Annotated in this window: 13 protein-coding genes and 2 pseudogenes; all 15 read left to right on the plus strand. The window is 40.3% G+C overall.

The window, feature by feature from the left end; translation table 11 throughout:
* Positions 1 to 95: 95 nt before the first annotated feature.
* The gene (locus ACJVDH_RS05955; protein ID WP_443946646.1) at positions 96 to 4,178 is read left to right on the plus strand and encodes a DUF5977 domain-containing protein; all 4,083 of its coding nucleotides are present in this window, start codon (positions 96 to 98) and stop codon (positions 4,176 to 4,178) included.
* A gap of 129 nt (positions 4,179 to 4,307) precedes the next feature.
* Positions 4,308 to 7,733, plus strand: a complete 3,426-nt coding sequence (locus ACJVDH_RS05960; RefSeq protein ID WP_443946647.1) for a DUF6443 domain-containing protein — start codon at positions 4,308 to 4,310, stop codon at positions 7,731 to 7,733.
* 6 nt (positions 7,734 to 7,739) lie between these two features.
* Positions 7,740 to 8,531 carry an ankyrin repeat domain-containing protein gene (locus tag ACJVDH_RS05965; RefSeq protein WP_443946648.1) on the plus strand — a complete coding sequence of 264 codons (792 nt, stop codon included), beginning with the start codon at positions 7,740 to 7,742 and terminating at the stop codon, positions 8,529 to 8,531.
* Between the two features lie 190 nt (positions 8,532 to 8,721).
* Positions 8,722 to 8,868: a hypothetical protein gene (locus ACJVDH_RS05970; RefSeq protein ID WP_443946649.1), complete on the plus strand. Its 147-nt coding sequence runs from the start codon at positions 8,722 to 8,724 to the stop codon at positions 8,866 to 8,868.
* A 45-nt stretch (positions 8,869 to 8,913) separates the two neighbouring features.
* Entirely contained in the window at positions 8,914 to 9,528 is a 615-nt protein-coding gene (locus ACJVDH_RS05975) for a hypothetical protein (RefSeq protein ID WP_443946650.1), read from the plus strand.
* 46 nt (positions 9,529 to 9,574) lie between these two features.
* Positions 9,575 to 9,688: pseudogene (locus ACJVDH_RS05980) on the plus strand (RHS repeat-associated core domain-containing protein); the annotation flags it as partial.
* Positions 9,689 to 9,745: 57 nt separating this feature from the next.
* Entirely contained in the window at positions 9,746 to 10,411 is a 666-nt protein-coding gene (locus ACJVDH_RS05985) for a polymorphic toxin type 50 domain-containing protein (RefSeq protein ID WP_443947607.1), read from the plus strand.
* A 6-nt stretch (positions 10,412 to 10,417) separates the two neighbouring features.
* Complete coding sequence (locus tag ACJVDH_RS05990; RefSeq protein WP_443946651.1) at positions 10,418 to 10,714, plus strand: hypothetical protein; 297 nt, start codon at positions 10,418 to 10,420, stop codon at positions 10,712 to 10,714.
* A gap of 93 nt (positions 10,715 to 10,807) precedes the next feature.
* Positions 10,808 to 11,413 carry a hypothetical protein gene (locus ACJVDH_RS05995; protein WP_443946652.1) on the plus strand — a complete coding sequence of 202 codons (606 nt, stop codon included), beginning with the start codon at positions 10,808 to 10,810 and terminating at the stop codon, positions 11,411 to 11,413.
* Between the two features lie 16 nt (positions 11,414 to 11,429).
* Positions 11,430 to 11,780, plus strand: coding sequence for a hypothetical protein (locus tag ACJVDH_RS06000; protein WP_443946653.1), 351 nt, complete (start codon positions 11,430 to 11,432; stop codon positions 11,778 to 11,780).
* Positions 11,781 to 11,826: 46 nt separating this feature from the next.
* Positions 11,827 to 11,943, plus strand: a pseudogene (locus tag ACJVDH_RS06005) (RHS repeat-associated core domain-containing protein); the annotation flags it as partial.
* 9 nt (positions 11,944 to 11,952) lie between these two features.
* Positions 11,953 to 12,654, plus strand: coding sequence for a hypothetical protein (locus ACJVDH_RS06010; RefSeq protein WP_443946654.1), 702 nt, complete (start codon positions 11,953 to 11,955; stop codon positions 12,652 to 12,654).
* A 1-nt stretch (position 12,655) separates the two neighbouring features.
* A complete protein-coding gene (locus ACJVDH_RS06015; protein ID WP_443946655.1) occupies positions 12,656 to 13,159 on the plus strand; it encodes a hypothetical protein in 504 nt (167 codons plus the stop codon).
* Positions 13,160 to 13,351: 192 nt separating this feature from the next.
* A complete protein-coding gene (locus ACJVDH_RS06020) occupies positions 13,352 to 13,606 on the plus strand; it encodes a hypothetical protein (RefSeq protein WP_443946656.1) in 255 nt (84 codons plus the stop codon).
* 612 nt (positions 13,607 to 14,218) lie between these two features.
* Positions 14,219 to 14,707 (plus strand): hypothetical protein, encoded by a 489-nt coding sequence (locus ACJVDH_RS06025; RefSeq protein WP_443946657.1) that lies wholly within the window; start codon positions 14,219 to 14,221, stop codon positions 14,705 to 14,707.
* The last annotated feature ends 730 nt before the right edge of the window (positions 14,708 to 15,437 follow it).

Here is a 15,437-nt window from a genome sequence, read left to right on the forward strand (position 1 = left end):
GAGATTAAAAACTTTAACATTTGCTAATGCCGTGATCTGAATGCTGCAATTAAAATCCAATACAATTTAAAAATTAATACATTAATTAACAACAAATGCGACTCTTATTTAAGCCACATTGGGTGGTCGCTGTCTATTTTCTTTTAGTCAGTATTTTCTTATCTAAATTAAGTTTTTCTCAGTCAGTTCCCGCACAGGCACCACTGCTGCCACATTCACCAGAAGCAACAGCATTGGGTAAATTCGGGGATATCCCGGTAGGATTGCATACCGGAATACCAGGCATTTCGATACCCCTTTTTAATTTCGGCTTAAAAACAGTAGATGTTCCGGTTTCTCTGGATTATCACGCCGCTGGTGTAAAGGTGGATGAGCTTGCCAGCAATGTTGGCTTAAACTGGGCGCTGAACTTTGGTGGCGTAATCAATGTCATCACACATGGTGGTAATGATTTTGGTCCGGATGGTTGGCTGAATGCAGGCTCAACCTCACGCACGCCACAAACCGGAGATATCCAGGAAGACTGGGATGGAGACTCCAATTTTCTCTCGAACAGTACTTATCAGTACCTAAGCCGTTCTGCTGATGGAACGATAGATACACAACCCGATTTATTCTCCTACAGCATTCCTGGCAAGAGCGGAAAATTCTTCTTTGATCAGGATCGGAACATTCATACCATGCCGTATCAGAATATAAAAATTGAATATACGCTTGATGGATACACGCTAATAGCTTTTGTTATCACAGACGAAAAAGGCAATAAGTTCTATTTCAACAACATGGAGACTACCTTAACAACTTCTATTGGTTGCGGCGGTACCGTCGGCAATATCAATACCATCAGCAGCACTTCCTATTACTTATCCCGTATTGTTACACCAAATGCCGAAGAAATCCGGTTTTACTATACCTCAAAACAATATAACATCACAAACCCATCCTCCATAACCAGATACAAAAGAATGGATATTGGCCAGCCGCAAGATGTTTCCTGTTTGGATATTCCCGATTGCCTCACCACCAGTACCTCTTTGGTTTCCGGTTTAAGAATTTCCAGCATTGTGAATGAAATATCCCGCGAACATATTGATTTTGTTTACGACACAGGTAGCCGTTTAGATGTGCCCGGAAACGAAAAATTAAATCAGATTCTAATATTTAACGGCTACAACCAAAAAATCAAACAATTTGACCTTTTCCATGATTATTTTTATTCGGCTGCAGCCAACAGTGCAAACGCTGAAGACTTCAGGTTAAAACTACTGAAAGTTAAGGAAAGCGGCCGGCAACCCTATGTATTTACCTACAACAGTACTGTATTGCCGCCGAGGTTTTCTGCCAATCAGGACCATTGGGGGTATTACAACGGCTATAAAGCCAATGTAAACCTGTTGCCTAAAGACCCACTCAATAGCTTTGATACCGGTGCAGACCGCGATCCGGATATTGGTTTTATGAAAGCCGGAGTAATGGAGAAAATTACCTATCCAACAGGCGGGCAAACTGTTTTCGATTTTGAGAGTAACAGCACCTTTGTAAACCGGCAAGAATATACAATTATAAAAGAAGGTGCAGGTTTAGGGGCGAGCTTAAACCAAACCGTCAGTACTACATTTACCATTCCGGAAGGTGCAACTAATTTTTCAGGAAGATGGGAGTCTATGGCCGGGACAGGGAATAACGGAGGTGTAGGTGAAAATGGTTTCACCACCATACGCGTTACCGGACCGAACAATTTTCTGCACACTTTTACCGGAAACAGCAATGGCGTGGTTTCCTTTGTGCGACCAGCAATTTCTTTTGAACCGGGTACCTATATCATAACCATTACCAATAATACGACTGAAGCTTATGCAATTGGCGCTTTAAGTATTTTTTGGGACCGAAGCATCAGAGTTGATGTTGCCGAGAACAGACCCGCAGGCGGACTACGCGTAAAATCCATATCCGATTACAGTTTAAGCGGACCAACAAAAGTCAAAAATTTTGAATACGTAAAAACCGATAATTCTGCACAATCCAGTGGTGTAGCCATGTTTGAGCCTCAGTATATGTTTACCCACTTTAAACGGGATTATAAAATCAATCCTGAATTGATCATTGACTGTATTTTTCGCGCTCAGCAGGCCAATAGTGTTGCGCCATTAGGATCTGTGCAAGGTGGCAACGTGATATACTCAAATGTAAATGTGTATGAAGATAATAAGCAAAACGGATACGTATCTAATGAGTTTGAGACAAATGGAAATCGCTTTGGTGAGGGATACACTTCCACGTTCCCACTACCACCTGTTTTTAACAACGACTGGTTAAACGGTTTGCCACTTAAAACGACAACCTATAAATACAAAAGTTCAGACAACTCTTATTTTCCAATATCCATCAATGAAAAAAAATACAAAATGGAAATTGGCAATGGGCCAAATGAGGCTTTTGTGCGTGGACTAAAAGCCGGATATATTTATACTGAACTGGTTATGGGTGCACATACAATGCCTGCGCGTTTCAAAGTAGGTACCTATCACCTCTATCAATCCTGGTTGCACTTAGACCAGGAGATCAACACCAATTTCGATCAGAATGGCCAAAATCCGGCTATAAATACCGTAGACTATTTCTATGATAACCCTGTACATATCCAAACCACGAGAGTTTCTTCTACAGACAGCCAGGGATACACCAAAACATCCTTGACCAATTATGCTGATGACTACCTTGCAGGAACAACGTTTATTGACCAGATGCGTAACAATCATCAGGTATCTTATCCGGTTGAACGAGTAGAGTATTTGAGTAAACCGAATGGAAGTTGGGTAACCGGAGGTGAAATATATGAATATGGTGTGTCTGGAATGGGTTTGTTGGATAAGACTTATAGCTTAAATGTTTCTCCAGACCTTAACCTAAACCAATTTAAATTTTCAAATGCAAATTTAGGACAAAGCCCTGTGGGGAGTGCGAAAACAAATTACAGCTATGATAGTCATTACGAAAACCGGTCAATATTTGATGGTTATGATCAGTACGGTAATGTCCTTAACGTTAGACAAGCAGATGGCATACCAACCGGTTACAAATGGGCATATAACTTTAAGTATCCAATTGCCGAATGCAAAAATGCAACAAACAACGAATTTTACCTCGAAGACTTTGAAGACAGCAACAACAGCGGGCCTGCCTACACCGGCTTAAAAGGAAGCGGAGGCGCATATACCGTAAACTGGAACAAGCCGAACGGCAGAAATTACATCATCAGCTACCGTTACCTGGAAGGAAACACCTGGAAAATCAAATCTGAAGCATACACAGGCAATAGCCTGGCATTAACGGGAGGTTCTGCTTACGATCAGATCCGGATTTATCCGGCAGATGCACAAATGATCACCTACAGCTATTTGCCATCAACCGGAGTTAGCAGTATAACCGATGCCAAAGGCAACACCAATTTTTTTGTGTATGACGAATTTAAAAGACTGCAATTTATTAAAGATGATGAAGGTAACATCCTAAAGAATTTCTCTTACAATTACATGCCTGAGGCAGCCAGTCAGACCATATTTTACAATACTGTACACAGCCAGACATTCAGTAAAAACAATTGTACCTCAGGAACCGGAGGCAGCAGTGTACAATATGTAGTTCCTGCCGGAAGATACACTTCAACCATCAGTCAGGCCGACGCGGATGCCAAAGCTCAGAACGACATCAATGCCAACGGACAAAATTATGCCAACCTCCAGGGAACCTGCACAGTATATGCCAGGGTAGAACTGATTAATCCTGCTGGCAGTACGGTTACTGGTCTAAATAACTACGACGCAGTTACCACCAATACAGCCGATGTATATATCCGCTTTTATTCTGATGCGGCCTGTACCAATCGGATGAATGTTTCAATTGGTTTTACTGCAGCAATGGAAACCAAAACCAGGAATGTTGAAACCACCACCACGACTACCACATCGCAAAATACATCGCAAAGCACACACAACACCACCGGTAATGTAAGCGAAATTTTTGTAGGCAATAAGGTTACCAGTGTATCCGGTTACTATTACAATTTCAGGGGAGTTTTGCTCCGTACAACCGAAAGCAACAATTATTACTATACCATTCCATTATCTGGCAGCAATTACGTCAGCGTACCTACGCCAAACCAAGTCATACCAGATTAATATGAATTTAAACGATCAATTCAAATTAAGTGGTCTAATCCTCCGCAGAGGCTGGATTAAGCCGCAGTTTAGCGAGCAAAAGTATTCAGATTTAAGGGAAATAAAACCCGTATTCAAAGTGTACGCATCATGAAAAAAACATTCAATTATATATTATCCATTTTATTTTTTACCGGCCTGCTTAAGCAAGCCAATGCCCAGCTGGAACTATCTAGTTACACCGGGCAAACGACAATTAGTGCCGGACAAAGTGTTACACTTAAAGACGGTTTTCACATTCCCGCAGGCAACAACGTGCGCATTTTTACAACGGGTATTAGCTACCTGGAATGCCGCCCGCAAAATTCATCGCCGAGCACAAACCAAAACTATGTGCTCACCCGCACTTTTAAAAGAGGAGGCATAACCGAAGGAAATGTCGCAACTGTACTCGGCATGTGCGAAGAAAATCAGGTGATCCAATACATTGATGGATTGGGCCGTCCATTGCAAACCGTTGCAGTAAATGGCGGTTTACCCGGGCACGATATCGTAAGTCCTGTAGCATATGACGCCTATGGGCGCGAAGACAAAAAGTATTTGCCCTATACCGTTTGGAACAACAATGGCGCTTACCGTGCAGATGCCATCAGCCAGGGCGGACAGGCCGCTTATTATAATCAACCGCCAAGTGGAATTATGCCAACTGCGAGCCCTTTCTCAAAAACGGTATTTGAAGCGAGTCCTTTGAATAGATTGCTTGAACAAGGTGCACCAGGTGATGCATGGCAACCTGTTGCAGGCAGTACAGCCGGGCATACGGTAAAAATGGAATACGGAACCAATACCGCAAATGAAGTTAAACTCTGGACCATCAACGGCAATGGCGCTTCTGCCAGTTATTATGCAGCAGGGAAACTATACAAAACTGTTTCAAAAGATGAAAACTGGACAAGCGGTAAAAACGGAACTACAGAAGAATTTAAAGACTTTGATGGTCGCGTAGTGTTAAAGCGAATCTGGGAAAACGAGAATAAAAGCCTAAGTACCTATTATGTTTATGATGATTTGGGCAACCTGCGTTATGTATTGCCGCCGGCAGTAAATGAAAACGGTCAGGCCACCTTAAACAGTTTTACCGAAGCCGATACTAATTTCGGTTATTTCATTTATGGATACCACTATGATGGCCGTAAACGCTTAGCCGAAAAGAAAATACCGGGAAAAGGATGGGAGTTTATGGTATACAACAAGCTCGATCAGTTGGTGATGACTCAGGATGCCGTTCAGCGCGAACGCAGTCCACAGGAATGGAATTTTACCAAATACGATGCTTTTGGACGTATTGTAATGACCGGACTTTATATAGATGATCAGCATAATGGGCAAGCCAACACTAATTTTAGGGAAGGCTTTCAAGCCCTGGCCAATGCAGCAGCAACTTATGAAAGCCGCAATACCAGCGATACCAACACCGGCTATACCAATAACGCCATTCCTCAGGGCAGTATAGGCGATTATTATACCTACAACTACTACGACACCTACAATTTCCCTGGCAATACCTTCACCGGAACAGCATCAGGACAAGTAGGAGAAGAGCGCACCACCGGACTTTTAACCGGAACAAAAGTTAAAGTTTTGGGTACAGCCACCACGCTGCTAACCGTAAATTACTACGATAAAGAGGGCCGCGTCATTCAAAGCAAAAGCAGCAATCATCTGGGCGGCACAGACGTAATAGACAACAGCTACAGTTTTGTTGGTGAGTTGACCAATAGTGTACGTACGCACGTAGCCAATGGTGCAACAACCACTATTGCCAACCGCTACGAATATGACCATGCAGGGCGTAAGCTGGCTACATTTGAAAAAATAAATGCTGGAGAAGAAGTAGCCATAAACCATTTCATCTATAATGAGCTTGGCCAGTTAAAGGAAAAAAAACTACATAATGACGCGCAAAGTACGAGCTTCGCTTATAATGAACGCGGTTGGATGACCAATAGCAGCAGCCACCAGTTCAGTATGAAACTGGATTATATAGACCAAAGCGCCAACGTATACAACGGCAACATTGTAAAACAATCATGGGATTGGGCAAATACGGCTGCGCCAACAGCAAATGTCTTTAACTACGGATACGATAAACTGAACCGCTTAAGCTCCGCATCAAAAAACGACGGACAGATGAGTGAAGTTCTGGCATACGATGTGATGGGCAACATTGCCAATCTAAACCGCGACGGTGCCGGAGCAAAAACGTACAATTACAGCGGTAACCGATTAAACTCTGTAACGGATCTTACCGGCGCATACGCTTACGATGCCAATGGAAATGCCACAACAGATGGCCGCAATGGAATGGTATTAACCTACAATTACCTGAACCTACCAGCTACCGCCAATAAAACGAATACTTCTTTAGTTTACACCTACGATGCTGCAGGGCAAAAACTCAAAAAAACTGCAATAGTAGATGGGATAACCGCTGTTCGCGATTATGTTGCTGGTATTGAATACAATAATAATATAATAGACATCATCCACACCGAAGAAGGTATTGCACAGAGAAACGGAAGTAATGAATACAGCTACCATTACAACCTAAGTGATCATCTTGGAAATGTGCGTTATACTTTCGATATTTACGGCGGTGCTGTGCGGAGGCTACAGCAAGATGACTACTATGCTTTTGGAATGCGCAGATCTGTTGGCTCAATTGGTTCACCAGAAAACAAGTATCTGTACAACGGCAAAGAGTTACAAAGTGAGTTGGGAGAGCAATATGATTACGGCGCGAGGTTCTATGATCCGGTGATTGGCAGATGGAATGTGGTTGATCCGCTGGCGGAGAAGATGAGACGACACAGTCCATATAATTATACTTTCAACAATCCTATTAGGTTCGTCGATCCAGATGGGATGATGCCCAATAAACCAACTCCTAGAGAAGCAGCCGCTATTGCAGCACATGTTTATGGAGACCAGAGCGATGATATACTGACTGGCGGGTGGAAAGCCTCCTCGAAAATAATAGGTGTAGAATATACCAATGTAGATAATGGTCTATTGTCAAAACTATACGAAAGGAAAATAACTAGTGGAGATAAAATAGGTGAAATTGAATACGTTTACGCTACAGCAGGAACTAACGATAAAAAAGGTGATGTTATAGCAGATATTTCACAGCCTATGGGTACGTCTTCACAATATGCACAGGCCTCAGCAAATGCAATTCAAATAAGTAATACACTTGGAGATTCTGAGTTAACCTTTACTGGACATTCACTTGGTGGGGGAGAAGCTGCTCTAAACGCCTACGCGACTGGTCGAGATGCAATTACGTTTAATCCTGCAGGATTAAGCGATAAAACGATTAAAAAATACGCTGGAGAGAAAAATCCTAGCTCTAATATTGATGCATATATTATGAGGACCGATCCATTAAATTATTTACAAGACGTAACACCGCTGCCGAATGCGAATGGAACACGACATAATGTAAATGGTTGGTCTAATACAGCTTTAAAAAACGGACATAGTATTATAAATTTTCTTTTACATCTACCTTAATAAAAAATGAAAAATGGTAAAGTTCTTTTGATAATTATTTTTTTACTTTCATGCAACCATGCATCGAAAAACGAAAATGATATCAAATTTCTGGGTGATGACTATAGATTATTCAAAAAAACACCAATTTGGAAACTGGCTCAGGCCATATCTGCGGAAAATCTTTCTAAAGCGGAGCATCTAGTGAAGTATGAGAAGTTTGATCTAAATTCTCAAGAGCCTACTTATGGAAAAACATTGTTAATGCTAACGGTGTTAAATCAACAATTTAGTTCTTGTAGAAAACTTCTAGAATTGGGTGCTAATCCAAATATTCACGATAATTATGACGGCTCTAGTGCAATTATTGCTGCTGCCGCTGTAAATGGAGATCTAGATGATAATACTAGATTTTTACGTTTGCTTGTTCAATTTCATGCAAACGTTAACGATATTGAAAAGGGCAGACGGCGGGATGATAATTTGAGCCGTGTCTCTCCGCTAATGGTAGCATCAAGCAGTGTTAATAAGATTGTATCACCAATTAAAAAAGTTCAATTTTTGGTAGAGAATGGGGCAGATGTGAATTACATTTCAGAATTTAATCAGACAGCTCTTAGTCAAGCTGCATTGCATGATAATTATGATGTCGTTGCTTACTTGCTGAAAAATAAAGCAGATGCGAAAATTCCAATTTTATTTAGAAATGATAAAGCTGTCTATCTTTCGGACTTTTTAAGAGAGAAGAGCTTTACGAATGATTCAATTAAAATTAGAGGAAGGCTTCAAATCTTGGAGATTTTAAAAAAACAAAATTAATTATTCAGTAAAAATATTCTTTTCATCCACAGCTGATGCACGCGTGTTGCGTGTGAACATATTAAACATTAACTGAGCCCTGATTTATTAGGGCTCGGTTCGTTTTAGACATTAGGCGCATTAGTTAAAAGAGAAGAAACTAGCTAACGATGCACAAAGTACCAGTTTTGCCTACAATGAACGTGGCTGGATGACCAGCAACAATAGTAATCAGTTCAGTCTGAAACTGGATTATATTGACCAAAGCGCTAATGTTTACAATGGCAATATTGTAAAACAATCCTGGGATTGGGCAAATACCGCTGTGCCAACAGCAAACGTATTTAACTACGGATAAGATAAATTGAACCGTTTAAATACCGCATCAAAAAGCGATGGACAGATGAGTGAAGTCCTCGCATATGATGTGATGGGCAATATTACCAACCTAAACCGGGATGGTACTGCAAGAGATTACAGCTACAGCGGTAACCGATTGAATTCTGTTTCAGGGCTTACCGGCGCTTACGGATACGATGCCAATGGAAATGCCACAACCGATGGTCGTAATGGCATGGCATTAACCTACAATAACCTGAATCTGCCCGCTACAGCCAGCAAAACCGGAACGTCTTTAGCTTACACATACGATGCTTCCGGGCAGAAACTAAAGAAAACCGCGACGGTAAAGGGCGTAACCACCGTACGTGATTATCTTGGAGGCATTGAATACGAAAACAATACCATTGATATTATCCACACCGAAGAAGGCCTTGCACAAAACAATAGTGAAACTTATACTTACCACTATAACCTGGCCGACCACCTTGGAAATGTGCGCTATACTTTCGATATTTACAACGGTGATGTGCGGAGGCTACAGCAGGATGACTATTACGCCTTTGGATTGCGCAGATCTGTCGGAGCAATTGGTTCACCAGAAAACAAGTATTTGTACAACGGTAAGGAGCTGCAGAGTGAGTTAGGCGAGCAGTATGATTATTCGTCATTTACTTAACATTGTTTAGCGGTACTCATGAGCTCAGCAAAGCTTCGGTTACGGCGCAAGGTTCTATGACCCGGTGATTGGCAGATGGAATGTAGTGGATCCGTTGGCGGAGAGCTATCAGCCATTCTCACCATACAATTATGTACTTAATAATCCGCTTTCGAATACTGATCCTGATGGTAGATCGGTTAATACAAGGTATGTAAATCCTTTAGGTCAGACCATCATAAATACCGATGATGGGAGGAACGATGTTTATGAAGTTCCTTGGGAAAGAGTAAAGAAATTCACAGAAAATGCCAAAGCGACCAGTGGGCCTAATACAGGTCAGTCAGATTCGCAAGGCTGGAATAATTACTGGCGATCTGAATTCAAGGAAACAATAGATGGTTCAGTTTTAGACAAGGCTGGATTTAATTCACTTAGCTCTGAAAAAGTAAAATCTGCGTCTATAGAATACATTTACGGCACTCGGAGTTTTCAATCTGTTGTTTGGGAAGAAGTAAAAGCACAATGGAGTAATCCAATGAATGTTGCAATGGCTTTTACAGCATTTGCACATGGGATGGTAGGTGCTGTTGAGGGTACTACCAATGGTATATCACAGTCTATAAATCCAGGAAAACAGGGGAAGCATATGATTGGTCATAATAATTATACATCAGGTAAAAGTATTCTCATCACTGATGCTCAAGGATTGTTAAAAGACTTTCATTCAAGGAATGTAACCTTAATTCAAGGGATAGATGCCGTGAAAACTAGAGTTAATTTTGGTAAAACAATAGGTAACTATGTTGATCCGCAAACGGGGGTTTCCACCCCGACAACAAATGGTATTGTAATAACTAGTAAGACAGGAGCCCATATTGTTCCTGCTAAACCTTCAAATTAAGTTAAAATGCTGGAAACTGAATTAAAATCCATATTAAAATTGTCAATTCAAAGAGCCTTATTAGGGGAAATATATCGTGAAATAAGAGCTGTTTCTTTTGATAACGATGGACTAAAAAAGTTAAAACTTATTTATTATTTGGATAGAAAGCCTGTTGATACGGATTATGAAAGTTTGAGTAGTGTATCTGCTGAAGTATTGGCAGATGTAAAGTTCAAGGAAATAGAGGAAGTTTGTAAGTTTATTGAAACGCCTTTGTCTGATTTAAAAAACGAAAATCTAGTATATCTAAGAAAAGAATAGTAAGAATAATTGAAAATACTGTGTAAGCCCAGCAGTTTTAAACTGGGTGGGCTTTGTTGTTTCTGCAGGAGTTCTAGTTCAATTAGCCTTGCTTTGATTGCCCCGTATGTTCTGGAATGTGGTTTGGCGAGCTGGGTAATCTTTGTGCCTTTGTTGAAACGCTGCGTCAGCAGGTTATCTTCTTCCATACTTCAGGCTAAACCTTGGTTGCCTTTTTCGGCTACCACCCTAAGTTCATCAAGTGCAAAGAAAAGCGCCCTGATGATTTCGGGCTGGTTGTATGGGCTATCTGCAGGGAATACTTCCCAAAGCGCTAATGTTTACAACGGCAACATTGTAAAACAATCATGGGATTGGGCAAATACTGCTGCGCCAACAGCAAACGTCTTTAACTACGGATACGATAAACTGAACCGCTTAAGCTCCGCATCAAAAACCGACGGACAGATGAGTGAAGTTCTGGCATACGATGTGATGGGTAACATTGCCAATCTAAACCGCGACGGTGCCGGAGCAAAAACCTACCATTATACCGATAACCACTTAAACTCTGTCACGGATCTTACCGGCGTTTACGGATACAATGCCAATGGGAATGCCACAACTGATGGCCGAAACGGAATGGCATTAATCTACAATTACCTGAATCTGCCCGCTACAGCCAGCAAAACCGGAACGTCTTTAGGTTTACACATATGATGCTTCCGGGCAGAAAATGAAAAAAACAGCCACCGTAAATTGCGTAACCACCGTACGCGATTATCTTGGTGGCATTGAATACAATAATAATACAATAGACGTCATCCAAACCGAAGAAGGTCTAGCACAAAACAATAGTGGCGTTTATACCTACCATTATAACCTGGCAGACCACCTTGGAAATGTGCGCTATACTTTCGATATTTACAACGGTGCTGTGCGGAGGCTACAGCAAGACGACTATTACGCTTTTGGAGTGCGGAAGTCTGTCGGAGCAATTGGTTCACCAGAAAATAAGTATTTGTACAACGGTAAGGAGCTGCAAAGTGAGTTAGGTGAGCAGTATGATTATTCGTTGTTTAGGTAATGTCCTTTAGCGGTACTCATGAGCTCAGCAAAGCTTCGGTTACGGCGCGAGGTTCTATGATCCGGTAATAGCAAGGTGCAATGTGGTTGATCCGCTGGCGGAGGTGTACGAGTCAGAGAATCCGTACAATTATGTTTTGAATAATCCTCTTCGGTTTATTGACCTAGATGGGATGATGCCAGTATACAATTGGGATGAAGGAAGATATGAAGATGAAGATGAAGAAGTTTCTTGGGATGAAGTACAAAAAAAATATGGATTTGGAAAAAATGAAGGGAAGGAAAAACCAGAACCCCCAAAAAAAACAATTAATCCCTTTAATCGGAACGTTAATTCTTTTAAAAATAGTTTTGATAAATTAATGGGCAATGTACAAACTGGAAACCAATGGGCAGAATATTTAGGTGGTGCATTAGAAATCTCAGGAGATCTCCATAGTGCATCGATGTTTAGTCAAGGATACAGGGCAGGTACTTCTGGAAATTATCTTTTATCTGGTAGAAATCTTTCTTTATTTGGCGATATGAGTATGACTTCAATATCTACACCAATCAGTAATCTCACTCGTGCAGGATCTACAATTGGTAAAGGAGTAACTTTTATTTCTGGAGCGCTTATAGCTTACGAGGGATATCAAACTTGGAATGATGTGGAAGGGACTAGCTGGGGTAGATTCAGTTATCATTCAGCGGGTTTTGGTACTTCAATGTATGTAGGTGCTGTTGCTGGTGGACCTGCAGGTTTCACCGTAGGATTAGCTGCAGCTGCTCAGGAAGTAGCATATGACACCTCAAAAAAAACAATTATGACTTTAAATGGGCAATGGAGTAATTTTGTTCAATCAATCGTTAATGCTACGATGGGAGGGAGATAAAATGGGCGAAAAATTTGAGATAAACTTTAAAAGCCATATTAAAAATGGGGGATCTATTTTGTTTTTATTGTTTTTAGCGATAGGTTTTGTTTTTGTAATGTCGATAAAAACAAATCAAAAGATAGACGTATTTATTTGGATTTCCGTTGGAATGTTTGCTTTATTTTGTGGCCCTTCAATAATCATTCATTTAAATTATTATATGGCTAACAGAGGGTATACTTTTACTTATAAATATAATGAGGGAGAAGTCACCATTGAAAATAACGAACGAACTTTTAGATTTAATATTGAAGAGATTAAGCATGTCGATCGTTTTATGTCTTATAACTTTTCAGCAAATAGAGCGGGTGTTTTACCTTGGGATGAATATAATCACTCCGTTATTTATCTTAATAATGGGCAAAAATTTGTGATAACAAGTCTTCTGGTGCTAAATCTTAATCTCCCTATTTCAAAGGATAAAATTGAGATACATAAAAATCTATATAGGTTAGTTAAATAAAATAAGTATTCTAAAATTTTGTTGCCCCTCAGCTGGCGTTACGCATGCCGCATCTGAAAACAATTATAAATTTCAAACGAGTCCTGTTTTTAGGGCTCGTTTTTTTTAAGGTTATTGCCACCGGCAAACATATTTAACTACGCATACGATAAACTCAACCGATTAAATACCGCATCAAAAACCGACGGACAAATGAGTGAAGTCCTGGCTTATGATGTTATGGGCAATATTACCAACCTAAACCGGGATGGTACTGCAAGAGATTACAGCTACAGCGGTAACCGATTGAATTCTGTTTCAGGGCTTACCGGCGCTTACGGATACGATGCCAATGGAAATGCCACAACCGATGGTCGTAATGGCATGGCATTAACCTACAATTATCTAAACCTACCAGCTAGCGCCAGTAAAACGAATACTTCTTTGATGCTGCAGTACAGAAACTAAAGAAAACCGCCACTGTCAATGGCGTAACCACCATACGCGATTATCTTGGAGGCATTGAATACGAAAACAATGCTATCGACATCATCCACGCCGAAGAAGGCATTGCGCAAAGAAACGGAAGCAATGAATACAGCTACCACTACAACCTAAGTGATCATCTTGGAAATGCACGCTATACTTTCGATATTTACAACGGTGCTGTGCGGAGGCTACAGCAAGATGACTATTACGCTTTTGGAATGCGCAGATCTGTCGGAGCAATTGGTTCACCAGAAAATAAGTATTTGTACAACGGTAAGGAGCTGCAAAGTGAGTTAGGTGAGCAGTATGATTATTCGTTGTTTAGATAATGTCCTTTAGCGGTACTCATAAGCTCAGCAAAGCTTCGGTTACGGCGCGAGGTTCTATGATCCGGTGATTGGAAGGTGGAATGTGATAGATCCGCTGGCTGAAGGTATGAGAAGGCATTCTCCATATAATTATTGTTTCAACTTCCGAAGGTAAGTCCGACTACAAAGAAAGTAGTTGTTGGAGCTACAGCGGGAGCAATAATTCTGACGATTATTGCAGAGTATTGGTGGGTACCAGCGCTAGCCCTTTAAATTAATAATAATGGAAAACGAACTTTATCGAATTTTTGACACCCTTGATGTCACTAAATTGTCTCTGGCAGATAAATATGAATTAATTCATATTTTCAACGTTGTAGACGATACTAATTTGAGGAATAGAATTGCGCTTTTATTTTCAGATCTAACCTTTAACGATGCTATACCTCATATTTTAAAAAAAATAAACGATCCCATGCTTTATAACAATAATGCAACATTGGTATATGCTTTATATGATTTAGATGTCAAACCTTATTTCGAATCCATAATTGAGATTATTTGCGGACAGGAATATGAGTCACGGCTAAATGCACTACAAATTGTTGATAAATTTATAAATTTTATCTCTAAAGAAACTAAGGAAAGATCTCTAGATATGTTAAGGGCAAAGAAAGAACAAATAGAAAAAAAATACAATTTTGAGAACTATAAAAACAGCACATTAAATTTTATAGACGAAACAATAGATTTGCTGCAAGTTTCTGATTAACAGGTTTTTTATTGGGTTTGTTTTTGCTTTTTAGATAAAAGATAGATGCTTTTAAAAGTGTACACAGAACAATTTCAACTCCACATTATTTACCCCTACTAGCGCAAGTCTTAGTAATGAGGGCTAGTGTGTTGGCTGACTTGTGCTTAAATAATACATTACTAGCTCGTACAAATGCAAGTCTCGGTGCCGAGGACTGTTGATATTCTGACTCGCGTGCTTACTCAAACTTACTAAATGTTTGTACAGTAGTGTAATAGGTTGTGAAGAAGGGAAAGAATTAATAAAGTTTGATTTTTGATCTAACAAAAGTACAAGTCAGGTCTTGGCTTAGGCCGGAAGCCCAAAGACTTGCGCTAGATTGGGAACAGTATGATTACGGCGCAAGGTTTTATGATCCGGTCAAATTGGGAATTAATAGAATATCGAACTGAATCTCAGAGTTGTTTTTATTTTCTCTATTGTTGGTATACGTGTTTCGAGCGTGGCGATTCCGGCACGATTTCTTAACCGGGGAAGTTAAACATAATGGAAGAGTGTTATGGAGATATGTCTTTAACTGTTTGATATTTAATTATTTATATTTTCGTAATGCGCGTATGGCTTATTGTTTTAAGAACCTGTGATTTCTAAAATGTGCTGCGATGAGTTGATTCCCGAAAAAACTGGAAATCACCCAGATTAACCAAAAAAAGGCTAGTTGGTTACCCTTTGTTAACCTTTTTATTAC

Source organism: Pedobacter terrestris, from assembly GCF_052343045.1.
GTDB lineage: Bacteria > Bacteroidota > Bacteroidia > Sphingobacteriales > Sphingobacteriaceae > Pedobacter.

Excerpts from the sequence above, each read along its gene's own strand:
- ACJVDH_RS05960 (WP_443946647.1), top strand. The coding sequence starts at position 4,308 with ATGAAAAAAACATTCAATTATATATTATCCATTTTATTTTTTACCGGC.
- ACJVDH_RS05990 (WP_443946651.1), top strand. The coding sequence starts at position 10,418 with ATGCTGGAAACTGAATTAAAATCCATATTAAAATTGTCAATTCAAAGA.
- ACJVDH_RS05955 (WP_443946646.1), top strand. The coding sequence starts at position 96 with ATGCGACTCTTATTTAAGCCACATTGGGTGGTCGCTGTCTATTTTCTT.
- ACJVDH_RS06000 (WP_443946653.1), top strand. The coding sequence starts at position 11,430 with ATGAAAAAAACAGCCACCGTAAATTGCGTAACCACCGTACGCGATTAT.
- ACJVDH_RS06015 (WP_443946655.1), top strand. The coding sequence starts at position 12,656 with ATGGGCGAAAAATTTGAGATAAACTTTAAAAGCCATATTAAAAATGGG.
- ACJVDH_RS06020 (WP_443946656.1), top strand. The coding sequence starts at position 13,352 with ATGAGTGAAGTCCTGGCTTATGATGTTATGGGCAATATTACCAACCTA.
- ACJVDH_RS05970 (WP_443946649.1), top strand. The coding sequence starts at position 8,722 with ATGACCAGCAACAATAGTAATCAGTTCAGTCTGAAACTGGATTATATT.
- ACJVDH_RS06010 (WP_443946654.1), top strand. The coding sequence starts at position 11,953 with ATGATGCCAGTATACAATTGGGATGAAGGAAGATATGAAGATGAAGAT.
- ACJVDH_RS05965 (WP_443946648.1), top strand. The coding sequence starts at position 7,740 with ATGAAAAATGGTAAAGTTCTTTTGATAATTATTTTTTTACTTTCATGC.
- ACJVDH_RS06025 (WP_443946657.1), top strand. The coding sequence starts at position 14,219 with ATGGAAAACGAACTTTATCGAATTTTTGACACCCTTGATGTCACTAAA.
- ACJVDH_RS05975 (WP_443946650.1), top strand. The coding sequence starts at position 8,914 with ATGAGTGAAGTCCTCGCATATGATGTGATGGGCAATATTACCAACCTA.